24 protein-coding genes are annotated in these 22,346 nt (G+C 67.8%); 8 read left to right on the forward strand and 16 right to left on the reverse strand.

Annotation, left to right across the window (positions count from 1 at the left end; translation table 11 throughout):
* Position 1 precedes the first annotated feature (1 nt).
* Positions 2-757 (reverse strand): DeoR/GlpR family DNA-binding transcription regulator, encoded by a 756-nt coding sequence (locus BAMB_RS04055; RefSeq protein WP_011656174.1) that lies wholly within the window; start codon positions 755-757, stop codon positions 2-4.
* Positions 758-838: 81 nt separating this feature from the next.
* On the opposite strand from BAMB_RS04055, the gene BAMB_RS04060 reads away from it, so the two are divergent.
* Positions 839-1,444: an NUDIX domain-containing protein gene (locus BAMB_RS04060; RefSeq protein WP_011656175.1), complete on the forward strand. Its 606-nt coding sequence runs from the start codon at positions 839-841 to the stop codon at positions 1,442-1,444.
* Between the two features lie 79 nt (positions 1,445-1,523).
* Positions 1,524-2,417, forward strand: a complete 894-nt coding sequence (locus BAMB_RS04065) for an SIR2 family NAD-dependent protein deacylase (protein WP_041491102.1) — start codon at positions 1,524-1,526, stop codon at positions 2,415-2,417.
* 34 nt (positions 2,418-2,451) lie between these two features.
* On the opposite strand, the gene BAMB_RS04070 is transcribed toward BAMB_RS04065, so the two are convergent.
* Together BAMB_RS04070 and BAMB_RS04075 are read right to left on the reverse strand one after the other, a co-directional pair.
* Entirely contained in the window at positions 2,452-3,663 is a 1,212-nt protein-coding gene (locus BAMB_RS04070) for a S53 family peptidase (protein WP_011656177.1), read from the reverse strand.
* 160 nt (positions 3,664-3,823) lie between these two features.
* Positions 3,824-4,048 (reverse strand): hypothetical protein, encoded by a 225-nt coding sequence (locus BAMB_RS04075; RefSeq protein ID WP_041491103.1) that lies wholly within the window; start codon positions 4,046-4,048, stop codon positions 3,824-3,826.
* A 25-nt stretch (positions 4,049-4,073) separates the two neighbouring features.
* Between BAMB_RS04075 and crcB the strand changes: the two genes are divergently transcribed.
* Both crcB and BAMB_RS04085 read left to right on the forward strand, forming a co-directional pair.
* Positions 4,074-4,460 (forward strand): fluoride efflux transporter CrcB, encoded by a 387-nt coding sequence (crcB, locus tag BAMB_RS04080; RefSeq protein ID WP_041491104.1) that lies wholly within the window; start codon positions 4,074-4,076, stop codon positions 4,458-4,460.
* Between the two features lie 24 nt (positions 4,461-4,484).
* Positions 4,485-4,835: a DUF190 domain-containing protein gene (locus BAMB_RS04085; protein WP_011656179.1), complete on the forward strand. Its 351-nt coding sequence runs from the start codon at positions 4,485-4,487 to the stop codon at positions 4,833-4,835.
* 10 nt (positions 4,836-4,845) lie between these two features.
* Here the strand turns inward: BAMB_RS04085 and BAMB_RS04090 are convergent, their stop codons facing one another.
* Positions 4,846-5,409 (reverse strand): YggT family protein, encoded by a 564-nt coding sequence (locus BAMB_RS04090; protein WP_011656180.1) that lies wholly within the window; start codon positions 5,407-5,409, stop codon positions 4,846-4,848.
* 76 nt (positions 5,410-5,485) lie between these two features.
* Complete coding sequence (locus tag BAMB_RS04095) at positions 5,486-6,415, reverse strand: Rossmann-like and DUF2520 domain-containing protein (RefSeq protein ID WP_011656181.1); 930 nt, start codon at positions 6,413-6,415, stop codon at positions 5,486-5,488.
* A 511-nt stretch (positions 6,416-6,926) separates the two neighbouring features.
* Between BAMB_RS04095 and BAMB_RS04100 the strand changes: the two genes are divergently transcribed.
* Positions 6,927-7,217 carry a hypothetical protein gene (locus BAMB_RS04100; RefSeq protein ID WP_041491105.1) on the forward strand — a complete coding sequence of 97 codons (291 nt, stop codon included), beginning with the start codon at positions 6,927-6,929 and terminating at the stop codon, positions 7,215-7,217.
* A gap of 103 nt (positions 7,218-7,320) precedes the next feature.
* Here the strand turns inward: BAMB_RS04100 and BAMB_RS04105 are convergent, their stop codons facing one another.
* Complete coding sequence (locus BAMB_RS04105) at positions 7,321-7,992, reverse strand: LysE family translocator (protein ID WP_011656183.1); 672 nt, start codon at positions 7,990-7,992, stop codon at positions 7,321-7,323.
* A gap of 34 nt (positions 7,993-8,026) precedes the next feature.
* Positions 8,027-9,583: a UbiD family decarboxylase gene (locus BAMB_RS04110; RefSeq protein ID WP_011656184.1), complete on the reverse strand. Its 1,557-nt coding sequence runs from the start codon at positions 9,581-9,583 to the stop codon at positions 8,027-8,029.
* A gap of 596 nt (positions 9,584-10,179) precedes the next feature.
* Here BAMB_RS04110 and BAMB_RS04115 point away from each other — a divergent pair.
* Both BAMB_RS04115 and BAMB_RS34835 read left to right on the forward strand, forming a co-directional pair.
* A complete protein-coding gene (locus BAMB_RS04115; protein WP_011656185.1) occupies positions 10,180-11,298 on the forward strand; it encodes a transglycosylase SLT domain-containing protein in 1,119 nt (372 codons plus the stop codon).
* 94 nt (positions 11,299-11,392) lie between these two features.
* Positions 11,393-12,753, forward strand: a protein-coding gene (locus BAMB_RS34835) for an IS3 family transposase (RefSeq protein ID WP_085963142.1) whose coding sequence is annotated in 2 segments (ribosomal slippage) — positions 11,393-11,855 and positions 11,855-12,753 — 1,362 coding nt in all. Because the reading frame shifts where the segments join, the coding sequence is not laid out codon by codon here.
* Between the two features lie 101 nt (positions 12,754-12,854).
* Here the strand turns inward: BAMB_RS34835 and BAMB_RS04130 are convergent.
* The 9 genes from BAMB_RS04130 to BAMB_RS04170 form a co-directional block, all read right to left on the reverse strand.
* Positions 12,855-14,051, reverse strand: coding sequence for a pyridoxal phosphate-dependent aminotransferase (locus BAMB_RS04130; RefSeq protein ID WP_011656188.1), 1,197 nt, complete (start codon positions 14,049-14,051; stop codon positions 12,855-12,857).
* A gap of 70 nt (positions 14,052-14,121) precedes the next feature.
* Entirely contained in the window at positions 14,122-14,559 is a 438-nt protein-coding gene (gene nusB / locus BAMB_RS04135) for a transcription antitermination factor NusB (RefSeq protein ID WP_006754954.1), read from the reverse strand.
* Positions 14,556-15,071, reverse strand: coding sequence for a 6,7-dimethyl-8-ribityllumazine synthase (gene ribH / locus BAMB_RS04140; protein ID WP_006754953.1), 516 nt, complete (start codon positions 15,069-15,071; stop codon positions 14,556-14,558). The genes nusB and ribH overlap by 4 nt, the downstream gene beginning before the upstream one ends.
* 52 nt (positions 15,072-15,123) lie before the next feature.
* Positions 15,124-16,266 carry a bifunctional 3,4-dihydroxy-2-butanone-4-phosphate synthase/GTP cyclohydrolase II gene (gene ribBA, locus BAMB_RS04145; RefSeq protein WP_011656189.1) on the reverse strand — a complete coding sequence of 381 codons (1,143 nt, stop codon included), beginning with the start codon at positions 16,264-16,266 and terminating at the stop codon, positions 15,124-15,126.
* 187 nt (positions 16,267-16,453) lie between these two features.
* Positions 16,454-16,972, reverse strand: coding sequence for a DUF1993 domain-containing protein (locus BAMB_RS04150; RefSeq protein ID WP_011656190.1), 519 nt, complete (start codon positions 16,970-16,972; stop codon positions 16,454-16,456).
* Between the two features lie 182 nt (positions 16,973-17,154).
* Entirely contained in the window at positions 17,155-17,784 is a 630-nt protein-coding gene (locus tag BAMB_RS04155) for a riboflavin synthase (RefSeq protein ID WP_011656191.1), read from the reverse strand.
* A 14-nt stretch (positions 17,785-17,798) separates the two neighbouring features.
* The gene (gene ribD, locus BAMB_RS04160; protein ID WP_011656192.1) at positions 17,799-18,920 is read right to left on the reverse strand and encodes a bifunctional diaminohydroxyphosphoribosylaminopyrimidine deaminase/5-amino-6-(5-phosphoribosylamino)uracil reductase RibD; all 1,122 of its coding nucleotides are present in this window, start codon (positions 18,918-18,920) and stop codon (positions 17,799-17,801) included.
* 12 nt (positions 18,921-18,932) lie between these two features.
* Complete coding sequence (gene hemL / locus BAMB_RS04165) at positions 18,933-20,216, reverse strand: glutamate-1-semialdehyde 2,1-aminomutase (protein WP_011656193.1); 1,284 nt, start codon at positions 20,214-20,216, stop codon at positions 18,933-18,935.
* 190 nt (positions 20,217-20,406) lie between these two features.
* Positions 20,407-20,859, reverse strand: a complete 453-nt coding sequence (locus tag BAMB_RS04170) for a hypothetical protein (protein ID WP_011656194.1) — start codon at positions 20,857-20,859, stop codon at positions 20,407-20,409.
* 247 nt (positions 20,860-21,106) lie between these two features.
* Here BAMB_RS04170 and BAMB_RS04175 point away from each other — a divergent pair, with 247 nt between their 5' ends.
* Positions 21,107-22,324: a Bcr/CflA family multidrug efflux MFS transporter gene (locus BAMB_RS04175; RefSeq protein ID WP_041491106.1), complete on the forward strand. Its 1,218-nt coding sequence runs from the start codon at positions 21,107-21,109 to the stop codon at positions 22,322-22,324.
* Positions 22,325-22,346 lie beyond the last annotated feature (22 nt).

The following is a 22,346-nucleotide window of genomic DNA, read 5'->3' on the forward strand; positions in this document are numbered from 1 at the left end:
GCTAGGCCCGCACGACGGTCACGCCGGCCGCTTCGATCGGCTCGGTCAGCGCCGAGTCGGTTTCCTGCTCGACCACGATGGTCTGCGCGAGCGCAAGCTCGCCGATCACGAACTGCGATGCCGCACGCAATTTGGATTGCGAAGCAAGGACGACCGTCTCGCCGGCACGTCCGGCGAGTGCACGCTTGATCGCCGCTTCCTCGAAATCGCCGGTGCTCAGCCCCGCGACCGGATGGACGCCGGTCACGCCCATGAAGTACAGGTCGGCATGGATACGCGAGATGCCTTCCATCGCCGCGGCGCCCACCGCGACGATCGAATGCTTGTACAAGCGTCCGCCGATCAGGATCACGTCGATCGACGGATGCGCGGCCAGCGCGACGGCGACGCTCGGGCTGTGCGTGACGATCGTCGCGCGCAGGTCGGGCGGCAACTGGCTGACGAGCAGCGCCGACGTCGTGCCGCCATCGACGATCGCGACCTGACCGGGCGCGATCATCTGCGCGGCCCGACGGGCGATGCGCCGTTTTTCCGCGGTTTCGAGCGTCTCGCGCTGCGCGAACGGCGCGACGGCGGGTGACGCCGGCAGCGCGCCGCCGTGCACGCGTTGCAGCAGGCCTTCGGCCGCCAGTTCGCGCAGGTCGCGGCGGATCGTGTCCTCGGACACGCCGAATTGCACGCTCAGTTCGGTGGCCAGCACTTGGCCGTCGCGGGCGAGGGCATCGAGGATCGCTTTCTTGCGTTGGGTCGTCAGCATCGGGTATGCACGAATTTTCTTGAAATTGCACGAATATGCACGTTACCATGGGCGCCGTCATATGTCGAATGGGAGGCCGCCATGGCCGCAACGCAGGACCGCGTGCGCATCGTCGATACGACGGTGCTATCCGATGACTGGTATGTGCTGAAGAAGGTGACGTTCGATTTTCTGCGCCGCGATGGCACGTGGCAGCGGCTGAGCCGCGAAACCTATGACCGCGGCAACGGCGCGACCATCCTGCTGCGCAACGCGGCGACGGGCGACGTGCTGCTCACGCGGCAGTTCCGGATGCCGGCGTTCGTCAACGGACACGACGGGATGCTGCTCGAAGCGGCCGCCGGCCTGCTCGACGACGCGACGCCCGACGCGCGCATTCGCGCGGAAGCCGAAGAGGAAACCGGCTATCGCGTGCGCGGCGTGCGCAAGGTGTTCGAGGCGTTCATGAGCCCAGGCTCGGTGACGGAGAAGCTGCATTTCTTCGTCGGCGAATACGATGCGTCGTTGCGCACGGGCGACGGCGGCGGCATCGCGGAAGAAGGCGAGGATCTCGAGGTCGTCGAGATGCCGCTGCACGCGGCGCTGGATGCCGTCGAGCGCGGTGAAATTGTCGACGCGAAGACGATCATGCTGCTGCAGTACGTCGCGTTGCGGGAACCCGAGGGCATGCGCACTGCGACTGCGTGATGCCGCGTCACGGTGCTGGAACGGGCGTAAGATCGCGCGATGCCCGTCCGGCACCGTTCGACGCCACCACCGCTCCATCATGCCGTTTTCCGATTCAGCCGATTTACCCGATTCCCACGGCCCCACCGATTCCAGCGCTGCTGGCGCGCAATTGCCGGCGCATCTGGTCGCGTCCGCCGTCGACGCGCTCGCGCGCGCCGATGCGCTGCTGGTGACGGCCGGCGCCGGCATCGGCGTCGATTCGGGGCTGCCCGATTTTCGCGGCACGGACGGCTTCTGGCGCGCGTATCCGGCGCTGCGCCACGAACGTTTCGCGTTCCACGAAATCGCGTCGCCGCACGCGTTCCGCGCGCATCCGCAGCTTGCGTGGGGATTCTATGGGCATCGTCTCGCGCTCTATCGGGAGACGGTGCCGCACGCGGGCTTCGCGATCCTGCGGCGCTGGATGGACGCGATGCCGAACGGCGGCTTCGTGCTGACGAGCAATGTCGACGGTCAGTTCCAGAAGGCGGGTTTCGATCCGGCGCACGTCGTCGAGATCCACGGTTCGATTCATTCGATGCAGTGCCTGCGACCGTGCTCGGACGACACCTGGGACGCCGCGCCGTTCACGCCCGACGTCGACGCAGCCGCGTGCCGGCTGGTCGGCGAGCTGCCGCGCTGCTCGCGTTGCGGCGGTCTGGCGCGGCCGAACATCCTGATGTTCGGCGACGATGGCTGGCTCGGCGAACGCTACGACGCGCAGGAGCGGGCGCTGCAGGACTGGATCGCACGGGCAGGACGGGTGAGCGTCGTCGAGATCGGCGCGGGCACCGCGATTCCGACCGTGCGGCTGCTGAGCGAACGCCTCGGCGCCGACGTGATCCGCATCAACGCACGCGAAGCCCATGCGCGCCGCACGGACGTGATCGGGCTGCAGGGCGGCGCGCTCGCGACGCTGACCGCGCTCGATCGCGCGTGGCGGGGCGGCTGAGCGCCGCGCGACGAACCGGCCGGTTGCCGCGCGGTTACGGCTGTCCGACGAGCGCCTGGACGAGCGCCGGCGCGATCGGCGAGCCGAGGCCCGTCACATAGTCGTAGCCGCCGGCCGCATTGCAGACGCTGCCGCAATTGCCGTTGGATCCGGTCGTCACGTCGTGATAGTCGCTGCCGTACGCGTTTTTCCCGACCGTATAGAGCGTGTCGTAGGTGCCGCTCAGCGCATGTTTGCCGGCGGCCGCGCGCAGCGAATTCGCGATCGCGACGAGCGCCGACCATTGCGGCGCGCCGGCGCTCGTGCCGCCGACCTGGAACCAGCCCGCCTGACCCTGATAGCTGACCGAGTCGTACACGGCGAACCCGCTGGACGGATTCGCGTCGTAGCTGACGTCGGGCACGCCGCGCTTGCCGGCCACCGGCACCGGCCAGCCCGTTTGTCCGGCCGGCTCGGCCTCGATCGTGCTCACGCCGCCGCCGCTGCCGCTCCACGCGGCTTCGCCGATGTAGTTGCCGGATGTGTCGGTGGACAATGTCGTGCCGCCCACCGCGACCACGTACGGCGATGACGCCGGGTACTCGGTGCCGGTGCCGCTGTCGCCCGACGACGCGACGAACGTGACGCCCGGCACGTTGAAGTGCCTGTCGAAGCCGGTCTCGGTGTTGAACTCGTTGCCGCCGAAGCTCATCGACACGACCGACGCGCCGCGCTTGACCGCGATGTCGACCGCGGCCAGCAGGTCGTTGAAGCTCGCGGACGCCGCCTCGACCAGCAGGATCCGCGCCTTCGGCGCGATCGCGTGCACCCATTCGACGTCGAGCGATATCTCGAGCGACCAGCCCGCGTCCGTCCTGGGCCGCGGGCCGCGCGCGTACACCTTCGTGAAGCAGCCGTTCGCCGTGGTGCAGGCCGGCAGCGAGAACGTGTTGCTGAACACGCCGAGATCGGCTTCGATCTTCGGGTCGTCGTACGCGTCGACGATCGCGACGACCATCCCGTCGCCCTGGTTCGCGAGCGCGTCGAATCCGTAGGCATGCCGTGCGAGCGAGGGCGTGAGCCCGGCTACCGCGGCGGTACTGGCGCGCGGCTTGGTATGGAACGGCGGCCGCGCATACCCCTTCGGTGCGCGGTTGCCTTCGACGAAGGACGGGATGCCGTTACCTTCGGCGAGCGCAACCGTCGAGGCGAGCAGCGACGCGCACAGTGCCGGAATCAACATGGATGACACGCGGATATTGTTCATTTTTCGAATCTCCATGTCGATGGAGTGGGGGGCGAAATGATTTTACGAAATCGGTGAAGCCGATTGCATCGAATATCGAGCGGATGCGGGAATATCTGATGAGGGAAAGTACGCGGATCGCCCGTAAGACGTGGGTTTTGAGCGCGAGCGCGTGGCGGGATCAATTCGCATTTCGATTTTCAAAGGCGAATAAATAATCAATCGGCGTTTGATTTGGTTTGTAATGGTCTGCGTAATGCGCCGGAAATATCGATTGCGGCAGCCGCGTGGAAATCAGGAAATGCGCGGATACGGTGCGGCCCGACTCCGCGCATGCCGACCGGCCGGCGGCATTGCCGCCGCGGCGCGATTCCGCATACAGTTCGGCGTGGGCCGCGTCCGCCATGCGGCCCCGTCAGCGAGGAGCTCCCTTGTTCTATTCGATCGTCGCGATCTTCGTCGGCGCCGGGTTCGGCGCAGTGCTGCGCTGGTTCCTGGCCCTTGCGCTCAACGAATTCTTTCCCGCCGTGCCGCTCGGCACGCTTGCCGCGAACCTGATCGGCGGCTACGTGATCGGCGTGGCCGTCGTCGTATTTACCGCACGCGTCGGGCTGCCGCCCGAGTGGCGGCTGTTCGTGATCACGGGCTTTCTCGGCGGTCTCACGACGTTCTCGACCTATTCGGTCGAAGTGATGACGCACGCGGTGCAGGGCGAATTCGGATGGGCGATCGCGGTGGCTGCCCTACACTTGACTGGATCGTTCACGCTGACGGCGCTCGGCATGTGGACCGCGCGCGCGTGGTTCGCGGCGGCCTGAGCGCGCCGGCACCGGGAGGGTGCGATGGACAGGGTCTTCTTGCGCTTTTATGTGCACGAGCAGCACCGGCTGCACTGGAAGCCGCTATGGGAGTGGTTGCTGGAGGAAGGCAACCGGATGGGCATCGCGGGCGGTTCCGCGTTCCGTGCGATGGCCGGCTTCGGCCGGCATCGGGTGCTGCACGAGGACCGCTTTTTCGAGCTGCAGGGGTCGCTTGCGATCGAGGTCGAATTCATCGCCACCGAGGACGAGGCGCAGCAGTTGCTCGAGCGGCTGTCGCGCGAGAAGGTGCGCGTGTGCTACGCGATGATTCCGGCGCGCTTCGGCGTGATCGACACGCTCTCGGCGCCGCCGGCGCAGGGGCCGGCAGCGTAGCGTCGCTCCGTCAGATGCCGAACATCGTCAGCGACACGGCGGCGCGCGTGACGACCATCAGCAGCACCTGCACGATCACGAACAGCAGGATCGGCGACAGGTCGATGCCGCCGAGGTTCGGGATCACGCGGCGCAGCGGGTTCAGGAACGGCGCGGTGAGCTGGTAGAGAATCGGCATGGCCGGCGAGCGCGGATTGAGCCACGACAGCAGCGCCATCAGGATCGTCATCCAGATCACGAGATTGAGCGCCCACTTCACGACGGTGAGCAGCGCCACCGCGACGAGCGTCGGGATCACCGAGGCCGGATCGAAGCCGGCCATCACGACCATCAGCACCACATAGACGAGCGCGGTGAGCAGCGCGGCGACGACGCTCGCCCAGTCGATGCCGCGCACGCCCGCGATCACGTGGCGCAGCGGCAGCACGAGCCAGTTGGTCGCCTGCAGCACGGCCTGCGTGACGGGGTTGTACGGCGGCACGCGGACGGCCTGCATCCAGACGCGCAGGATCAGCGCGGCGCCGAACAGCGTGAAGAGGGTATTGAGCAGAAAACGGGCGATCTCGCCGAACATCGTTGGCATCCTTTTTTTACAGTCGAGTAGCGTGCGGCCGCCAACGCCGGATGGCGGCGCATCGGCCGACACCTTATCACGCCTCGTCGTGCGGCGGGGAGGGGTGCCCGGTCGTGCGCGCGAGCGACGTTTCGACGGCCTGCGCGAGCGCCGGCAGCGCGGCCGGCGGCGCGGCGCGCTTCGCCGCAAGCGCGACCGCGCGGCGGGTCATCAGCGCATACAGCGTGGCGTGATCGCCGCCGCGCGCCTCGAGCAGCGCGAGCTGGCGCTCGACGATGCCGGTGTCGCCGCGCGACACCGGGCCCGCGAGGGCGTTCGCGAGGCCCTTGTCGCGTGCGGTCTCGATCGTGCCGGCGAGCATCGGCAGCAGCGCGCGCAGCGCGGCGGCCTCGTCGAAGCCGAGGCCGCGCCATAGCTCGACCGCTTCCGACAGCCCGCACAGCGCGAAGCTCGCCGCGTAATGCGCGGCCGCGTGATAGAGCATCCGGCCGCCGGCCGGAATCGACAGCGGATGGCAGCCGAGTGCGGCAGCAAGCCGCAGCAGCGTCGCGTGCAGCGCGCCGTCGGCTTCGAGCGTGACCGAGCAGCCGTCGATACGGGCGAGATCGGCGTCCGTGCCGCCGAACAGATAGAGCGGATGGAAGCCGCCGGTGGCCGCGCCTTGCCGTCTTGCCGGATCGAGCAACTCGACCGCCGACGCGCCGCTGCAGTGGACGAGCGCCTGGCCCGCCGCGCGCGCGGCGTCGAACCGCAGCGCCGCGGCGGTCGACGCGAGATGGTCGTCGGGCACGGTCAGGAAGATCAGGTCGGCCGCATCGACCACCTGCTGCGGCGTGTCGACCGCCCGGCAGCCATCTATGTGCGCGGCAAGTGCCGCGGCCGATTCCGCCGTGCGGCTCGCGATCGCGACGACCGGAAAGCCGGCCGCCGCGAAACGCCGGGCGACGCAGCGTGCAAGGCGGCCGGCGCCGATGAAGCCGAGGCGGGGAGTGTCGGGGAGGGACATGACGGGCCACGAAGCGAAAACGGAGCAGCCGCCAGTATCGCAGGAATGACAGGGCGGGCGCGGATGGCGGGCGCCCGGCGGGACGATCTGGGCGGCGATGTTCCAGGCGAGCAGTCGATCACCGGATGCCGCGCTTTCGCTGCTCGATGACGACCGTCGCATCCGGCCCCGAATCGACTGTGCGCCGCGTCCCTCTTGAATTGTCGGCGTCTTGTCTCGAATTTGTAATCGTTCATTACGGAAGCATGCCGCCCGCGCTTACCGCAGCCGGTAAGACTGACCGGCCAGCGTGCCGCGATTTCTCTGGTCGGACGGAATCGCGCGACCGGCATGGGGAGTAGCGGGTTCGCACAGCCCGGCCGCACGCTGGCCCCGCCCGCGTTGAATTGCAATTTGCAACAAATGCGCAATACACGAGAGACGGGTTTTCGCTACATTGCTTGCATGCGACGTGCATGCCCGCCGTTGCCGTCAGGGGCGCACAAATTACCGCTCCAGCAGGAGAATCGAAGTGAAAAAGCTCATTCCGTTCATCGCCGCCGCCGCGTTGGGTCTGGGTGCCGCAGGCGCCGCACAGGCCCACGTGTCGATCGGGGTCGGCATTGGCGTCCCGGTTGCACCGGCATATCCCGTGTACGCAGCGCCGCCGCCGGTGTATTACGCGCCGCCGCCCCCGCCGGTGTATTACGCACCGGCACCCGCATACTATGCACCGCCTCCCGTGGTCGTCGGTGGCTACTACGGCCGTCCGTACTGGCGTCACGGTTATGGTGGCTGGGGTCATCACGGCTGGCGTCGTTGATGCAATAGTCCGCGCGGCCGTCTGAGCACGCGGCAAAACGGCGCAACGTCCCTCGCGGGGCGTTGCGCCGTTTTTTATTTCGGCGCGGCTAGGCGCGCCCCGCTCACACCGCGTGAACGATCAGGTCGCGATAGCCGCCGACGATCACGCTGTACGAGAAATACGCGAACAGCAGTGCCGACGCGACATGGCACGCGCGCATCAGCCCGGCGCCCGCGCGCTTGCGGCCCTGGCTCGCGAGCGTGCACATGAAGAGCGTCCACGCGAGGCCGCCGAGGAAAAAGCCGGACAGGAACACCGACGCCGTTGCCGGCGTGGTCGCGCCGGCTTTCGCGATCAGCGCGCCGCCGACCGCCGCGAACCACAGGATCGCGCTCGGCGACGACATCGCGAGCAGCATCCCGCGCACGAAGCTGCGCCGCGCGCTGGCCCGCGGCTGCGGCGTGTCGTCGGCATCGCCCGCGTCGGCGCCGCCGGCCGGCGCGAGCGCTTCACGCGCCATCTTCCACGTGAGGAACAGCAGCACCGCGCCGCCGCCGATCCAGACGATCCAGCGCACGGCCTCGAACTGCAGCAGCACGGCCATGCCCGCGAGCGCGAGCGCCGCGTAGACGAGATCGCCGACGCACGAGCCGACGCCGAGCCAGAAGCCCGGCCGGAAGCCGTGCGACAGCGTCAGCGACAGCATCGCGACGTTGACGAGGCCGATGTCGAGACACAGCGACAGCGACAGGAAGAATCCGTCGGACATCATCGAGGCGGGGGCGAAGCTCATCGTCGTTCTTGCCGGATACGTTCAACGCGCGGACTCAGAGTCCGATCTCTTGCCAGAGGCGATCGACGCGCGCCTTCACGGCCGCGTCCATCTCGATCGGGCGGCCCCATTCGCGGTTCGTCTCGCCGGGCCACTTGTTGGTCGCGTCGAGCCCCATCTTCGAGCCGAGGCCCGCGACGGGCGACGCGAAATCGAGATAGTCGATCGGCGTGCTGTCGACCATCACGGTGTCGCGCACGGGGTCGACGCGCGTCGTGATCGCCCAGATCACCTCGTTCCAGTCGCGGATGTTCACGTCCTCGTCGACGACCACGATGAACTTCGTATACATGAACTGCCGCAGGAAGCTCCACACGCCGAACATCACGCGCTTCGCATGGCCCGCGTAGCTCTTCTTCATCTGGACGATGGCCATCCGGTAGCTGCAGCCTTCCGGCGGCAGGTAGAAGTCGGTGATTTCCGTGAACTGCTTCTGCAGCAGCGGCACGAACACCTCGTTGAGCGCGACGCCGAGCACGGCCGGCTCGTCGGGCGGCTTGCCCGTGTAGGTCGAGTGATAGATCGCGTCGCGGCGCATCGTGATGCGCTCGACGGTGAACACCGGAAACCACTCCTGCTCGTTGTAGTAGCCGGTGTGGTCGCCGTACGGGCCTTCGAGCGCGTGCTCGTACGCGGCGGACGCGTTGCCGGCCGGACGCGGCGGTGCGCCGGCTGGAGCAGCGGCGGGCGTGCCTTCCTGCGGGTGAATGAAGCCTTCGAGGACGATCTCCGCGCGGGCGGGCACCTGCAGCGTGTCGACGCCGGGCGTCAGGCATTTCGCGAGTTCGGTGCGGCTGCCGCGCAGCAGGCCGGCGAACTGGTACTCGGACAGCGAATCGGGCACGGGCGTCACCGCGCCGAGCGTCGTGGCCGGATCCGCGCCCAGCACGACCGCGACCGGATACGGCTTGCCCGGGTTCTGCAGCGCGAATTCGCGGAAGTCCAGCGCGCCGCCGCGATGCGCGAGCCAGCGCATGATCAGCTTGTTGCGGCCGATCAGCTGCTGACGGTAGATGCCGAGGTTCTGGCGCGGTTTGTTCGGCCCGCGCGTGACGGTAAGGCCCCACGTGACGAGCGGCCCCGCGTCGCCGGGCCAGCAGGTCTGGATCGGCAGCTTGTGCAGATCGACGTCGGCGCCTTCCCAGACGATCTCCTGGCACGGCGGCGACGACACCGATTTCGGCGCCATGTCCCACACGGCCTTCGCGAGCGACAGCAGCTTGCCGGCGTCCTTCAGGCTCTTCGGCGGATCCGGCTCCTTCAGCGCGGACAGCAGCCGCCCGAGGTCGCGCAGCGAGCCGAGCGCGGCGTCGTCGCCCGCATCGACGCCCATCCCGAGCGCGACACGGCGCGGCGTGCCGAACAGGTTGCCGAGCACAGGAAACGCATTGCCGGGCGGGGCGTTGAACAGCAGCGCCGGGCCGCCGGCGCGCAGCACGCGGTCGCACAGCTCGGTCATTTCGAGCACGGGCGACACGGGCTGCGTGACGCGCCGCAGTTCGCCGAGCGCCTCGAGGCGCTGGATGAAATCGCGTAAGTCTTTGTATTTCATGAAGAAGGTCCGGGCCACCCGCAAAGCGGGCAGCGGTGGGCGGGCGCAGCGGCCGGCTGCGGCCCCGAATCGATCGCCGATTTTACCCGGGCGGCCGCGCGCACGCCCGGCGGTGAAAAAAGTCGATCGCGCGCGGAGCCCCTACGGCAGGGGGCTCGCGATCTGAAGGGCGATTCAAAATTACTTTTTGTTATGATTTTGAGATTTCATAGTGTTGACGATCTATAAAACCCTGCTAGAATCCGCTCACATTGGCTGCAGGGTAAAAGGCTTCGAGCCGCCAATCACCGATCTTTGACGCAGCGCGTCACCGTCCGCCGATACCTGCACGGCGTATTCGACGGCTTTTGTAGTAGTCCCAGCCAGCGCTACCACACGCTGGTTTTTTGCGTGGGTGCCACCGCGTATGCCCGCCTCGCCCAATGTGCGAAGGTGCCGGCCCTCTTACACCGTGGCCTCGAACGGTACTTATACCGTTTCCCCGATGCTTGCGCGTCCCAACCAAGGCGGGCGGCATCGTGATTCCGCGGCACGTATTCTGTCTCGCCATCGAGCTGAGCGAGCCGCACGAGTCATGTTCATGGGAGATGATCTGAATGAACGCTTGGTTATCGTGGCGTCCCAATGAGCAGCATGCGCAGATCGTGCGCGACATGCTGCGTCGCGGGACGCGTGTCAGTCACCATTTATTCAGCGTTGTCGGCTGTTTTGCCGTCGCGATCGCACTGGCCCTGTGGCTGCTGCCGACCGTGCGCGGGAACATCGCCGCGAAGCTGATGCCGGTCGTGTCCGCGGCCGTGCAGGCCGGTCCGGCCCGTCTGCTGACCGGTCATCCGCTGCCGAACTTCGCGCCTGCCGGCGCGCAGCCGCAGCAGGAAGACACCCCCGAACCGGATGCGCTCGCCGTCGGTCTCGACGTCGCACCGGAAACCGCCGCGCAGAACGATGCGTCCGATCCGGCCCGCAACGGCCCGTCGCCCGTCGCGCTCGCGAAACTGATCCCGACCCAGCGGGTTCCGGCCGATGCGCGCGACGATCGTGCGCTCGCGTCGAACCGTGAACAGGCGCTCGTCGCCACTTACCTGTCGCGCCGTTACCGGGTCGCGCAGGAGCCGCTCGGCCAGCTCGTCAAGGCTGCGTTCCAGACCGGTCGCGACGTCGGCCTCGATCCGCTGCTGCTGCTGTCCGTGATGGCGATCGAATCGGGCTTCAACCCGTACGCGGAAAGCGGCGTCGGCGCGCAGGGCCTGATGCAGGTCATGTCGAAGGTCCATTCCGACAAGTTCGAATATTTCGGCGGTACCGACACCGCGCTGCAACCGCTCGCGAACCTGCAGGTCGGCGCGCTCGTGCTGAAGGACTGCATCGCCCGCGGCGGCTCGCTCGCGAACGGCCTGCGCATGTACAACGGCTCGACCAACCCGGACGACACCGCCTACGGCTCGAAGGTCATGGCCGAGCGTGCCCGCCTGCGCGACGTCGCGCATGGCCGCAGCGTGCCGCTCAATGCGCCGGCCCAGCCGTCGAAGCCGATCGTGACCGCGTCCGCGACGGCAGCGGCCGGCGGCGCGAAGCGCGTGCACGCGACGCTCGACGCCGCGCAGCCGATCGCCGCGAAGGCTGCCGCCGTGCCGAAGGGCGCGCCGCAGCAGGACGCCGCCAGCGTCGACACCGCGAAGCAGTCGCACGGCGACCACCCGGAACTCGGCGCGTAACGCCACGCGGTTCCAGCCGGACCCAAGAAAAAAGGCACCCGATTGAACTGCACCCCAAAAGTTGGACACCCGTCCAACCTTTGGGGTGTTTTTCATGACGAAGTACAACGAGCAGTTCAAGCAACGCATCGTTGACGAGTATCTGGCCGGCGGAATCGGCATCGAATCGCTGGCGCATCGGTACAGAGTGGGCCGCTCGGTCGTGGGGCGCTGGGTGGCGAGCTATCGGGAGCATGGCAGCGCGGGGTTACGCAAGAAACACGTTTGCTACGACGCTGAGTTCAAGCTATCGGTACTGCAGCGCATGTGGCGAGACGAGTTGTCATACGGCCAGGTATCGGCCTTGTTCGATATTCGCGGCGCGGGCTGCGTAGCCGGCTGGGAGCGCCTGTATCATGAGGGCGGTATCGATGCACTGTCCCCTCGCCGACGAGGGCGCCCCCGAAAGATGGCCACTTCACTTCCGCCCAAACCCACCGAACCCGGCACACCGGATGAACGCTCGCGCGAAGAATTGCTCAAGGAAAACGAGTATTTGCGTGCGGAGGTGGCCTACCTAAAAAAGCTCGATGCGCTGCTGGCGAAGAAGCAGGCAGCGCAAAAGAAAAAGCGCAAATAGTGCACGAGCTTAGGCAGCACCATCCGGTAGCGGCACTTCTGAAGGCGGCCGGCTTGGCGCGTAGCACGTTCTATTACCAGCTTGGGACGCTGAGCGTCGACGATCGCCGTGCCGATCTCAAGGCGAAGATCCGGGCGGTGTTCGACCATCACAAGGGCCGCTACGGCTATCGACGCGTCACGGCTGCGATTCGGCAAACCGGGCATCTCGTCAACCACAAGGCCGTGCAGAGGCTGATGCAGCAATTGCAGTTGAAATCCCTGCTGCGCCCGAAGAAATACCGCTCCTGGCGAGGCGAAGTCGGCAAAGCCGCACCCAACCTGCTGCAACGTCAGTTTAGTGCCGCACAGGCCAATCAGAAGTGGGTGACGGATGTGACGGAATTCAACGTCGGCGGTCAGAAGCTGTACCTGTCGCCGGTGATGGATCTGTACAACGGCGAGATCGTGGCTTACCAGATGGATCGACGCCCAAGCTTCGAGTTGGTCAGCGGCATGCTCAAGAAGGCGCTGACCAAACTCAAACGCACGGACAGACCGCTATTGCATTCGGACCAAGGCTGGCAATACCGAATGCCGGCGTTTCGCCGGCAACTGAAGCGGCGCAAACTGACTCAAAGCATGTCCCGCAAGGGGAACTGCCTCGATAATGCTGCGATGGAAAGCTTCTTCGGCACGCTCAAGTCCGAGTGCTACAAGGGACATCGCTTCACTTGCGTGGAGCATTTGCGCGACACGCTCAATCACTACATCCACTACTACAACCACGAACGCATCAAGCTCAAATTGAAAGGGCTGAGTCCCGTGCAATACAGAACTCAGCCCTTGAGCGCCTAGCCTTCAACTGTCCAACTTTGCGGGGTCAGTTCAGATCCGGGTGCCTTTTTTCTTTTGGCGCGGCCGCAAGGGCGCCGCGCGCCGGGACGGCCGGCCGGCCGTCAGTGCTGGCCGAACAGCGCCGCCAGCCGCTCGACGGCCTCTTCGAGGCGCGTGTACGCGGTCGCATAGGACAGCCGGATATAGTCGCGCGGCGCATGAACGCCGAAGTCCATGCCCGGCACCAGCACGACGCCCGCGTCGTGCAGCATCGCGTGCGTGAGCGCCGCGCTGTCGCCGGCCGCCGGATGGGCGACGCCGCCACAGTGCGCATACACGTAGAACGCGCCGTCCGGCATCACGGGTACCGTGAAACCGAGCCGTTCGAGCGCCGGCGCGATGAAGTCGCGGCGACGCTTGAATTCGACGCGGCGCGCTTCGTAGATGTCGAGCGCGGCCGGTTCGAAGCATGCGAGCGCCGCATGCTGCGCGAGCGCGGACGGGCAGATGAACAGGTTCTGCGACAGCTTTTCGAAGGTGCCGACGAGCGACGGCGGCACGACCAGCCAGCCGAGTCGCCAGCCGGTCATGCTGAAGTACTTCGAGAAGCTGTTCACGGTGACGACATCGTCGCCGAACGACAGCGCCGACACGGGCGCCGCGTCGTAGCTGAGCCCCTGGTAGATCTCGTCGACGATCGTGAAGCCGCCGCGGGCACGCACGGCCTCGACGATCCGCATCAGCTCGTCCGGCTCGAGCGACGTGCCGGTCGGGTTCGACGGCGACGCGAGCAGCACGCCGCGCGTGCGGCTGCCCCAGCGCGTGCGGACGTCGTCCGCGGTGAGCTGGAAGCGGGCTTCCGGGCCGCTCGGCACGAGCACCGGGCGGCCTTCGGCCGCCGCGACGAAGTGCCGGTTGCATGGGTACGACGGGTCGGGCATCAATACCTCGTCGTCGCGGCCGACGAGCGCGAGGCAGGCGAGCAGCAGCGCGGCCGACGCGCCGGCCGTCACGACGATCCGCTCGGGGCTGATCGTGAGGCCGTACGCGCGTGCATAGTGCGCGGCGATCGCTTCGCGCAGCGGCGCGATGCCGAGCGCGCTCGTGTACTGCGTGACGCCGCGGCGCAGCGCGGCCGCGGCCGCCTCGACGACGGGCTCCGGCGCGGTGAAATCCGGTTCGCCGATGCCCATGTGGATAACATCGCGCCCGGAGGACTCGAGCCGCTGTGCCTCCTTCATCAGTTCCATCACGTAGAAGGGCTGGATCGCGTCGACGCGTGCGGCGAGCGTGACGAGCGAATCGGCGGTGGTATTCATCGGTCGGGCGGGGCGAGGAAGGGGAGGAAGAATGAAAAACGGGCGCTTGCGCGCCCGTGTACCAACGGAATCAGCCGTTGCGGCGCGCCTGCGTTTCGGCGGGGCGCAGCTTCGCGGCGAGCTTGTCGAGCACGCCGTTGACGTACTTGTAGCCGTCTGAACCGCCGAACGTCTTCGCGAGTTCGACCGCTTCGTTGATGATCACGCGGTACGGCGTTTCGACATGATGCGTGAGCTCGAACGTCGCGATCAGCAGCACGGCGCGCTCGACCGGCGACAGCTGGTCGACCGGGCGGTCGAGCGACGGTGTGAGGGCTTCGATGAGCGTCGCATGCTCGCGAATCACGCCGTGCAGGATGGCGTCGAGCAGCTCCTTGTCGGCCTTGTCGTAACCGAGCGCGCCGCGCAGTTGCGCGTCGATCTCGCCGGGGGCCGCGTTCGACAGCAGCCACTGATACAGGCCCTGCGTCGCCAGCTCGCGCGATTGTCGGCGGGCGCTCTTCTTCATGCGCGCTCCTCTTCGTCTTCTTCGTCTTCTTCTTCGTCCTCGTCGTCGCCGAGCTGGTCGAGCGCCATCGTCAGGTTCGCCATCTCGACCGCGACACGTGCGGCGTCACGACCCTTTTCGGTCATGCGCGCGACGGCCTGCTCGTCGTTTTCGGTCGTCAGGACCGCGTTCGCGATCGGCAGGTTGAAGTCGAGGCCGATGCGGGTGATGCCCGCGCCGCTTTCGTTCGACACGAGTTCGAAGTGGTACGTCTCGCCGCGGATCACCGCGCCGAGCGCGATCAGTGCGTCGAACTGGCCGCTTTCCGCGAGCTTTTGCAGCGCGAGCGGGATTTCCAGCGCGCCGGGCACCGACACGAGCAGCACGTCTTCACCGGAGACGCCGAGGCGCTCGAGTTCCTCGACGCATGCATCGGCCAGGCCGTTGCAGACGGGTTCGTTGAAGCGGGATTGCACGATGCCGATACGCAGGCCGTCGCCTTCGAGATTCGGTTGGTATTGTCCGATTTCCATGATCTGTCCGTGGTGTGGATGAACGGTTATAGGGCGAAAGCGCCGTGGCGGGTTACGCGTGGGACGCCGGGCAGGACTTGGCTTCGCCGCCGGGCATCGGAATGAAGCCCGTGACTTCGAGGCCGTAGCCGGACATGCTGCCCAGCTTGCGCGGATTCGACAGCACCTGCATCTTGCCGACGCCGACGTCGCGCAGGATCTGCGCGCCGATGCCGAACGTCTTGAAATCGACCGGCCGGCGCTTCAGCGCAGCGGCCTTTTCTTCCTCGTCGAACGCCTTGAAGACGTCGATCAGATGTTCCTTCGTGTCGCCGCAGTTGAGTAGCACGATCACGCCGAGGTCGCGTTCCGCGATGTCGCGCATCGCGGCGTCGAGCGTCCACGAGTGCGTCGAGATGCTCGTCTCGAGCAGGTCGAGGACCGACAGCGGCTCGTGCACGCGCACGGGCGTATCGACGTCGGGCGACGGCGTGCCGCGCACCAGCGCGATGTGCGGCGAGCCGGTCGGCTGGTCGCGGTACAGCACCGCGCGGAACGTGCCGTGCGCGGTCTGCATCGTGCGCTCGGCGATCCGCTCGATGATCGATTCGGTGCGGCTGCGGTAGTGGATCAGGTCGGCGATCGTGCCGATCTTCAGGTTGTGCTCCTTCGCGAACTCGAGCAGGTCGGGCAGGCGCGCCATCGTGCCGTCGTCCTTGATGACCTCGCAGATCACCGCGGCCGGCGTGAGCCCGGCGAGTGCGGTGAAGTCGCAGCCGGCCTCGGTGTGGCCGGCGCGCACGAGCACGCCGCCCGGCTGCGCCATGATCGGGAACACGTGGCCCGGCTGCACGATGTGCTCGGGACGCACGTCGTGCGCGACCGCCGTGGCGATCGTGTGCGCGCGGTCGGCGGCCGAGATGCCGGTCGTCACGCCTTCGGCCGCTTCGATGCTGACCGTGAACGCGGTGCCGTACTGGGTGCCGTTGCGGTAGGTCATCAGCGGCAGGTGCAGCTGCTTGCAGCGTTCCTGCGTCAACGTCAGACAAATCAGGCCACGGCCGTACTTGGCCATGAAGTTGATCGCTTCCGGCGTGACGAATTCGGCGGCGATCACGAGGTCGCCTTCGTTTTCGCGGTCTTCTTCGTCGACCAGGATCACCATCCGGCCGGCTTTCAACTCCGCGATGATGTCGAGCGTGGAGGCGAGCGTCATAAGGGGGCGAGAAAGAGGAAAGTGCGTATTTTACGCCAGCCGGACCGCGTTTCGGCTGGCACCGGCCGCGCGCGGCCGGCGATCACGCCGGAAAGCCGCGCGACCACCCGGCGAGGCGCGCCTGCCGGGGCCGCCGCGGCCCGCCGGAGGACAGGCGGCCGCAGCTCGGCCGGGGCGCGGCCGGGCGTCACGCGTGCTCGTTGCGACCGCCGAGGTAGTCGAGCTTGCCGAGTTCGACGCCGCCGTGGCGCAGGATGTCGTAGGCGGTCGTCACGTGGAAGAAGAAGTTGGGCAGCACGAAGTTCAGCAGGTACGACTGGCCGGTGAACTCGATCGGGCCGGTGCGCATCTTGAGCACGACCTGGCGCGATTCGCTGCCGTCGATCTGCGCGGGCTCGATGCTCGTCAGATAGTCGATCGTCTTCTGGATGCGCGCATGCAGCTCGTCGAAGGTCTGCTCGACGTCGGGATAGCTCGGGATGTCGACGCCGGCGAGCCGCGCGGCGCAGCCCTTGGCCGTGTCGGTGGCGATGTACACCTGGCGGACGAGCGGCAGCATGTCCGGATAGAGGCGCGCGCCGATGAACACCGACGGGTCGATCTGCTTCTCGGCCGCATGCGCCTGCGCCTTGCCGAGGATGTGCTGCAGGTTGGTGAGCCCGCGGATGAGGACGGGCAGCGAAGCCTGGTACATCGAGATGGACATGGGACGACTCCTGGAGGAAAAGGGACAGCCGGTATGCGGCGCACCGTGTGTCGCGGCGCCGAAACCGCTGCCGTTGCATCTTAGCGCGACGCGATGACCCGTGCGCGTCGTTAGCCGTCCGGCCAGGTGTCGGGCCGAACCGCCGGCCGCCATTTCATGTCCCGGGGCAGCGCCCCCCGCAATCAGTCCTGCGGCACGCCGTGCGATGCCGACAGCATCCGCTCGACATACCGCGCGATCATGTCGATTTCGAGATTGACCTTGTCGCCGGCTTTCACGTGACGCAGTGTCGTGACCTCGACCGTATGCGGGATCAGGTTGATCGAGAATTCGCAGCCGTCCGCGCGATCGTCGACCGCGTTGACGGTCAGGCTCACGCCGTTGACCGTGATCGAGCCCTTGTATGCGAGATAGCGGCCGAGTTCGCGCGGCGCGACGATCCGCAGCTCGTGCGATTCGCCGACCGGCGCGAAGCGCGTCACGGTGCCGAGGCCGTCGACGTGGCCCGACACGATGTGCCCGCCGAGGCGATCGTGCGCGCGCAGCGCCTTCTCGAGGTTCACTTCGCCGGGTTGCGCGAGGCCGACCGTGCGGTTCAGGCTTTCGCGCGACACGTCGACGTCGAAGCCGGTTTCGGTCTTTTCGATGACGGTCATGCACGCGCCCTGGATCGCGATGCTGTCGCCGAGCGCGACATCGGCCAGATCGAGCCCACCGGCATGCACCGTCAGCCGCACGCCCGCGTCGGGCGACGCGCCGAGCGGGTTGATCGATTCGATGCGGCCGACGGCCGCGACAATTCCGGTAAACATCGTGACGGCTCCGTTCAGTGGGTGGCGGCCGGCGGCGCGACGCGCGCGAGAATCCGTAGATCGTCGCCGATCCGCTCGACGCTGTGGAACGCGAGCCGCGTGCGCGCGTCGAGGCTCGCCGGCGCGGCGAGGTCGAACATGCCGGCCGCGTCGCTGCCGAGCAGGCTCGGCGCGAGATAGACGAGCAGCTCGTCGACGCACTGCTCGCGCAGCAGCGAACCGTTCAGCTTGTGGCCGGCCTCGACGTGCAGTTCGTTGACGCCGCGCGCGCCGAGCGCCGCGAGCATCGCGGGCAGGTCGACCTTGCCGTGCGCATTCGCGAGCGGCACGATTTCCGCGCCGCGCGACTTCAGCACCTTCGCGCGCACTTCGCCGGCCGCATCGAGCCGGCCGCAGAAGATCAGCAGCGGCGCACCCTCGAGCAGGCGCGCATCGAGCGGCAGGTCGAGGCGGCTGTCGACCAGCACGCGCTGCGGCTGGCGCGGCGTGTCGATGCCGCGCACCGTCAGGAGCGGGTTGTCCTCCCGCACCGTGCCGATCCCGGTGAGGATCGCGCATGCACGCGCGCGCCATGCGTGGCCGTCGAGGCGCGCGGCCTCGCCGGTGATCCACTGGCTTTCGCCGGACGGCAGCGCGGTGCGTGCGTCGAGCGACGCGGCCGTCTTCATCCGCACCCACGGGCGGCCGCGCGTCATCCGCGACACGAAGCCGATGTTCAGTTCGCCCGCTTCGTTCGCGAGCAGCCCGCAGCGCACGTCGATGCCCGCGTCGCGCAGCATCCCGAGGCCGCGCCCCGATACCTGCGGGTTCGGGTCTTCCATCGCCGCGACGACCTTCGCGACGCGCGCGTCGATCAGCGCGTTCGCGCACGGCGGCGTGCGGCCGAAGTGGCTGCACGGCTCGAGCGTCACGTAGACGGTGGAGCCGGCGACGTCATGGCCGCGCGCACGCGCGTCCTTCAGCGCCTGCACCTCCGCGTGGTCCTGGCCGGCCGGCTGCGTGAAGCCTTCGCCGATGACGTTGCCGTCCTTGACGATCACGCAGCCGACGCGCGGGTTCGGCGCGGTCGTATACATGCCGCGCGCGGCGAGCGTCAGCGCGCGCTGCATGTGGGCGAAATCGGTATCCGAGAACATGCGTGGTTCCGGTCAGGCGGCGAGGGCCGCGAATGCGCGGCGCGCGGCCGCGAGCGTCGCGTCGATCACCGCGTCGTCGTGCGTGCTCGATACGAAGCCGGCCTCGTACGCGGACGGCGCGAAGTACACGCCTTCGTCGAGCATCAGGTGGAAGAAGCGATTGAAGCGTTCGGTGTCGCTCTTCGTGACTTCCGCGAAGCTGGTCGGCACGCGCTCGGCGAAGTACAGGCCGAACATCGCGCCGATCGAGTCGGCCGCGAACGGCACGCCGGCCGCGCGCGCTTCGGCCGCGAGGCCATCGGCGAGGCGCTTCGTCTGCGCGGTGAGCGCGTCGTAGAAGCCCGGCGCCTGGATCAGCTGCAGCGTCTTCAGGCCGGCCGCGACCGCGATCGGGTTGCCCGACAGCGTGCCGGCCTGGTACACGCCGCCGAGCGGCGCGAGATGGGCCATGATGTCGCGGCGGCCGCCGAACGCGGCGGCCGGCATCCCGCCGCCGATCACCTTGCCGAGGCAGGTGAGGTCGGCCGTGATCCCGTAGTGTTGCTGCGCGCCGCCGAGCGCGACGCGGAAACCGCACATCACCTCGTCGAAGATCAGCACGGCGCCGTGCTTCGTGCACAGCGCGCGCAGCGCGTTCAGGAATTCGGGCGTGCCGCGCACGAGGTTCATGTTGCCCGCGACGGGCTCGACGATCACCGCGGCGATTTCATCGCCGAACGCGCCGAACGCTTCTTCCAGCGCGGCGACGTTGTTGTATTCGAGGACGGTGGTGTGCTTCGCGATGTCGGCAGGCACGCCGGCCGACGTCGGGTTGCCGAACGTCAGCAGGCCCGAGCCGGCCTTGACCAGCAGGCTGTCCGCGTGGCCGTGGTAGCAGCCCTCGAACTTGACGATGCGGCTGCGGCCCGTGAAGCCGCGCGCGAGACGCAGCGCGCTCATCGTGGCCTCGGTGCCGCTCGACACCATCCGCACCTGTTCGATCGACGGCACGAGCTTGCAGATTTCCTCGGCGATCTCGATTTCCGCCTCGGTCGGCGCGCCGAACGAGAAGCCGTCGGCGAGCACGTTCTGCACGGCCGACAGCACTTCCGGGTGGACGTGGCCGACGATCATCGGGCCCCACGAGCCGATGTAGTCGATGTACTGCTTGCCGTCGGCATCCCAGAAGTACGGGCCCTGCGCGCGCGACACGAAGCGCGGCGTGCCGCCGACCGAACGGAAGGCGCGCACCGGCGAGTTGACGCCGCCCGGAATGGTCTTCTGGGCGCGTTCGAAGAGGATCTGATTGTTGGACATGAGCGAAACCTGCGAGAGAAGGGTGCGGGGCCTGTGCACGGGCCGCGGCGCCTGGGCGGAACTATCCGTCCGATTGTACCGGAGACGCGCGGGGCGGGCCCGTCGGGCGGTCTGCGGCCTTTCGGCGCGTTGGGGGGCAGGCGCGAGGTGGGCGCGCGGGAACGGCGACGGCGGGCCGGTGCCGATCCGCTTATCGCGGCGACTTCCGCTTGCCGGTCAGCTCGGCCCAGCGTTTCTCCAGCGGGCCTTCGACCATCGGCTTGATCGACGTGCCGGAGCTCTGCGCATCCCAGGTCTGCACCGAGTACGGATGCACGCGCAGCGCGTCGCGCGGGATCACGACGTCCTGGTGCGCGTCGACCAGCCAGTCGTAGACGAAGTCGATGCACAGCCGGTAGCCGCGCCGGGTCGCCGGATCGGGCACCTCGTAAGGCGCGCGCGTCACGTAGCCGGAGCCGAACACGCCCTTCGGCTCCTTCGCGACGCGATGCAGGAACACGCGGTCGCCCGGCAGGATGCCGCGGGCGAAGCCGCAGCCCCACACGTCGTGCACGGCCTCGCCTGCCTTCACGCGCGCGGCGACGTCGGGCAGCTCGGGCCACGGCCATTTCTTGGGGCTCCAGATCAGCAGGAAAGCGGTCATCGGTTCGGTCGTCGGGTCGATTTGGTCAGACGAGAAAAACGGCGAGCAGCAAGCTTAATCGAATCCACACGCGAACTCGTGCGACACCGATCGTGCGGGCGCTTTCCGGCCATGCGCGTCACACGCGCCGCCGGCACGCAAAAAAGTTGCGCGTACAATCATGGGCCTGAGCGCCGTCCGCGGCGCGGCCTCCCGTCTTCACCGCCACGCGCGCCCCGATGCGCGCGGGCCTCCATTCCGGATACCCATGTCCCACGTCGTCCGGCGCCGGCCCGATGCCCGGCTGATCCTGTTGCTCGGCGCGCTCGCCGCCTGCGGGCCGATTGCCACCGACATGTACCTGCCGAGCCTGCCGTCGATCGCCGACGGCTTCTCCGTGAGCCCCGGCGCCGCGCAGCGCACGCTGACGAGCTTCATGGCCGGCTTCTCGATCGGCATGCTGCTGTACGGTCCGCTGTCCGATACGTGGGGCCGCCGCCCGGTGCTGCTCGGCGGCATCGCACTGTTCACGCTCGCGAGCATCGGCTGCTTCGTGTCGGGCTCGATCGACATGCTGATCATCGTGCGCTTCCTGCAGGCGCTCGGCGCGGGCGCCGCGTCGGTGCTCGCCCGCGCGATCGCGCGCGACGCGCACGAGCCGACCGACGCGGCGAAGGTGCTGTCGATGGTCGCGATCGTCACCGCGGTCGGGCCGCTGCTCGCGCCGCTGATCGGCGGGCAGATCCTGCGCTTCGCCGGCTGGCGCGGCGTGTTCGTCGTGCTGGCCGCGTTCGGCGCACTGTGCGCGGCGACCGCGTACCTGCGCGTGCCCGAAACCTGGCCGAAGGAGCGGCGCAAGAGCGCGGCCGTGCTTGCATCGTTCGCGTCGTACGGGCGCATCCTGTCCGATCCGGTCGCGTGGGGGCACATGCTGTGCGGCGGGATGGCGTTCGCGGCGATGTTCTCGTACATCACCGCGACGCCGTTCGTGTACATCGAGTATTTCCACGTGTCACCGCAGCACTACGGGCTGCTGTTCGGGCTGAACGTCGTCGGGATCATGATCGGCAACTTCGCGAACACGCGGCTCGTCGGCCGCATTGGCTCGCTGCGCCTCATTGCCGCCGCGTCGCTGGTGAGCTGCATCGCGTCGCTCGCGGTCGCGCTCGTCGCGCTGACGGGGTGGGGCGGGCTGTGGTCGATCGTCGTGTGCCTGTTCTTCGTGGTCGGCGTGGTCGGGATCCTGTCCGCGAACTGCACGACCGACCTGATGCATCGCTACCCGCACAACGCGGGCGCGTCGGCGGCCGTGTTCGGTGCGATGCAGCTCGCGCTCGGCGCGCTCGCGAGCGTGGCGATCGGCGCACTCGCGGATGGCACGCCGTTCGCGATGGGCGTGACGATCGGTGTGTCGGGCGTGCTGTGTTTCGCCGGGCGCTACCTTGTGCTGCGCTGGCATGGCCGGCCGGTGAAAGCGGGGGCGTGAGCGGAGGCCGCAATGACCGCGG

This window comes from Burkholderia ambifaria AMMD, assembly GCF_000203915.1.
GTDB classification, from domain to species: Bacteria; Pseudomonadota; Gammaproteobacteria; order Burkholderiales; family Burkholderiaceae; genus Burkholderia; species Burkholderia ambifaria.

Excerpts from the sequence above, each read along its gene's own strand:
- BAMB_RS04055 (WP_011656174.1), bottom strand. The coding sequence starts at position 757 with ATGCTGACGACCCAACGCAAGAAAGCGATCCTCGATGCCCTCGCCCGC.
- BAMB_RS04060 (WP_011656175.1), top strand. The coding sequence starts at position 839 with ATGGCCGCAACGCAGGACCGCGTGCGCATCGTCGATACGACGGTGCTA.
- BAMB_RS04065 (WP_041491102.1), top strand. The coding sequence starts at position 1,524 with ATGCCGTTTTCCGATTCAGCCGATTTACCCGATTCCCACGGCCCCACC.
- BAMB_RS04070 (WP_011656177.1), bottom strand. The coding sequence starts at position 3,663 with ATGAACAATATCCGCGTGTCATCCATGTTGATTCCGGCACTGTGCGCG.
- BAMB_RS04075 (WP_041491103.1), bottom strand. The coding sequence starts at position 4,048 with ATGGCGGACGCGGCCCACGCCGAACTGTATGCGGAATCGCGCCGCGGC.
- BAMB_RS04085 (WP_011656179.1), top strand. The coding sequence starts at position 4,485 with ATGGACAGGGTCTTCTTGCGCTTTTATGTGCACGAGCAGCACCGGCTG.
- BAMB_RS04090 (WP_011656180.1), bottom strand. The coding sequence starts at position 5,409 with ATGTTCGGCGAGATCGCCCGTTTTCTGCTCAATACCCTCTTCACGCTG.
- BAMB_RS04095 (WP_011656181.1), bottom strand. The coding sequence starts at position 6,415 with ATGTCCCTCCCCGACACTCCCCGCCTCGGCTTCATCGGCGCCGGCCGC.
- BAMB_RS04105 (WP_011656183.1), bottom strand. The coding sequence starts at position 7,992 with ATGAGCTTCGCCCCCGCCTCGATGATGTCCGACGGATTCTTCCTGTCG.
- BAMB_RS04110 (WP_011656184.1), bottom strand. The coding sequence starts at position 9,583 with ATGAAATACAAAGACTTACGCGATTTCATCCAGCGCCTCGAGGCGCTC.
- BAMB_RS04115 (WP_011656185.1), top strand. The coding sequence starts at position 10,180 with ATGAACGCTTGGTTATCGTGGCGTCCCAATGAGCAGCATGCGCAGATC.
- BAMB_RS04130 (WP_011656188.1), bottom strand. The coding sequence starts at position 14,051 with ATGAATACCACCGCCGATTCGCTCGTCACGCTCGCCGCACGCGTCGAC.
- nusB (WP_006754954.1), bottom strand. The coding sequence starts at position 14,559 with ATGAAGAAGAGCGCCCGCCGACAATCGCGCGAGCTGGCGACGCAGGGC.
- ribH (WP_006754953.1), bottom strand. The coding sequence starts at position 15,071 with ATGGAAATCGGACAATACCAACCGAATCTCGAAGGCGACGGCCTGCGT.
- ribBA (WP_011656189.1), bottom strand. The coding sequence starts at position 16,266 with ATGACGCTCGCCTCCACGCTCGACATCATCGCGGAGTTGAAAGCCGGC.
- BAMB_RS04150 (WP_011656190.1), bottom strand. The coding sequence starts at position 16,972 with ATGTCCATCTCGATGTACCAGGCTTCGCTGCCCGTCCTCATCCGCGGG.
- BAMB_RS04155 (WP_011656191.1), bottom strand. The coding sequence starts at position 17,784 with ATGTTTACCGGAATTGTCGCGGCCGTCGGCCGCATCGAATCGATCAAC.
- ribD (WP_011656192.1), bottom strand. The coding sequence starts at position 18,920 with ATGTTCTCGGATACCGATTTCGCCCACATGCAGCGCGCGCTGACGCTC.
- hemL (WP_011656193.1), bottom strand. The coding sequence starts at position 20,216 with ATGTCCAACAATCAGATCCTCTTCGAACGCGCCCAGAAGACCATTCCG.
- BAMB_RS04170 (WP_011656194.1), bottom strand. The coding sequence starts at position 20,859 with ATGACCGCTTTCCTGCTGATCTGGAGCCCCAAGAAATGGCCGTGGCCC.
- BAMB_RS04175 (WP_041491106.1), top strand. The coding sequence starts at position 21,107 with ATGTCCCACGTCGTCCGGCGCCGGCCCGATGCCCGGCTGATCCTGTTG.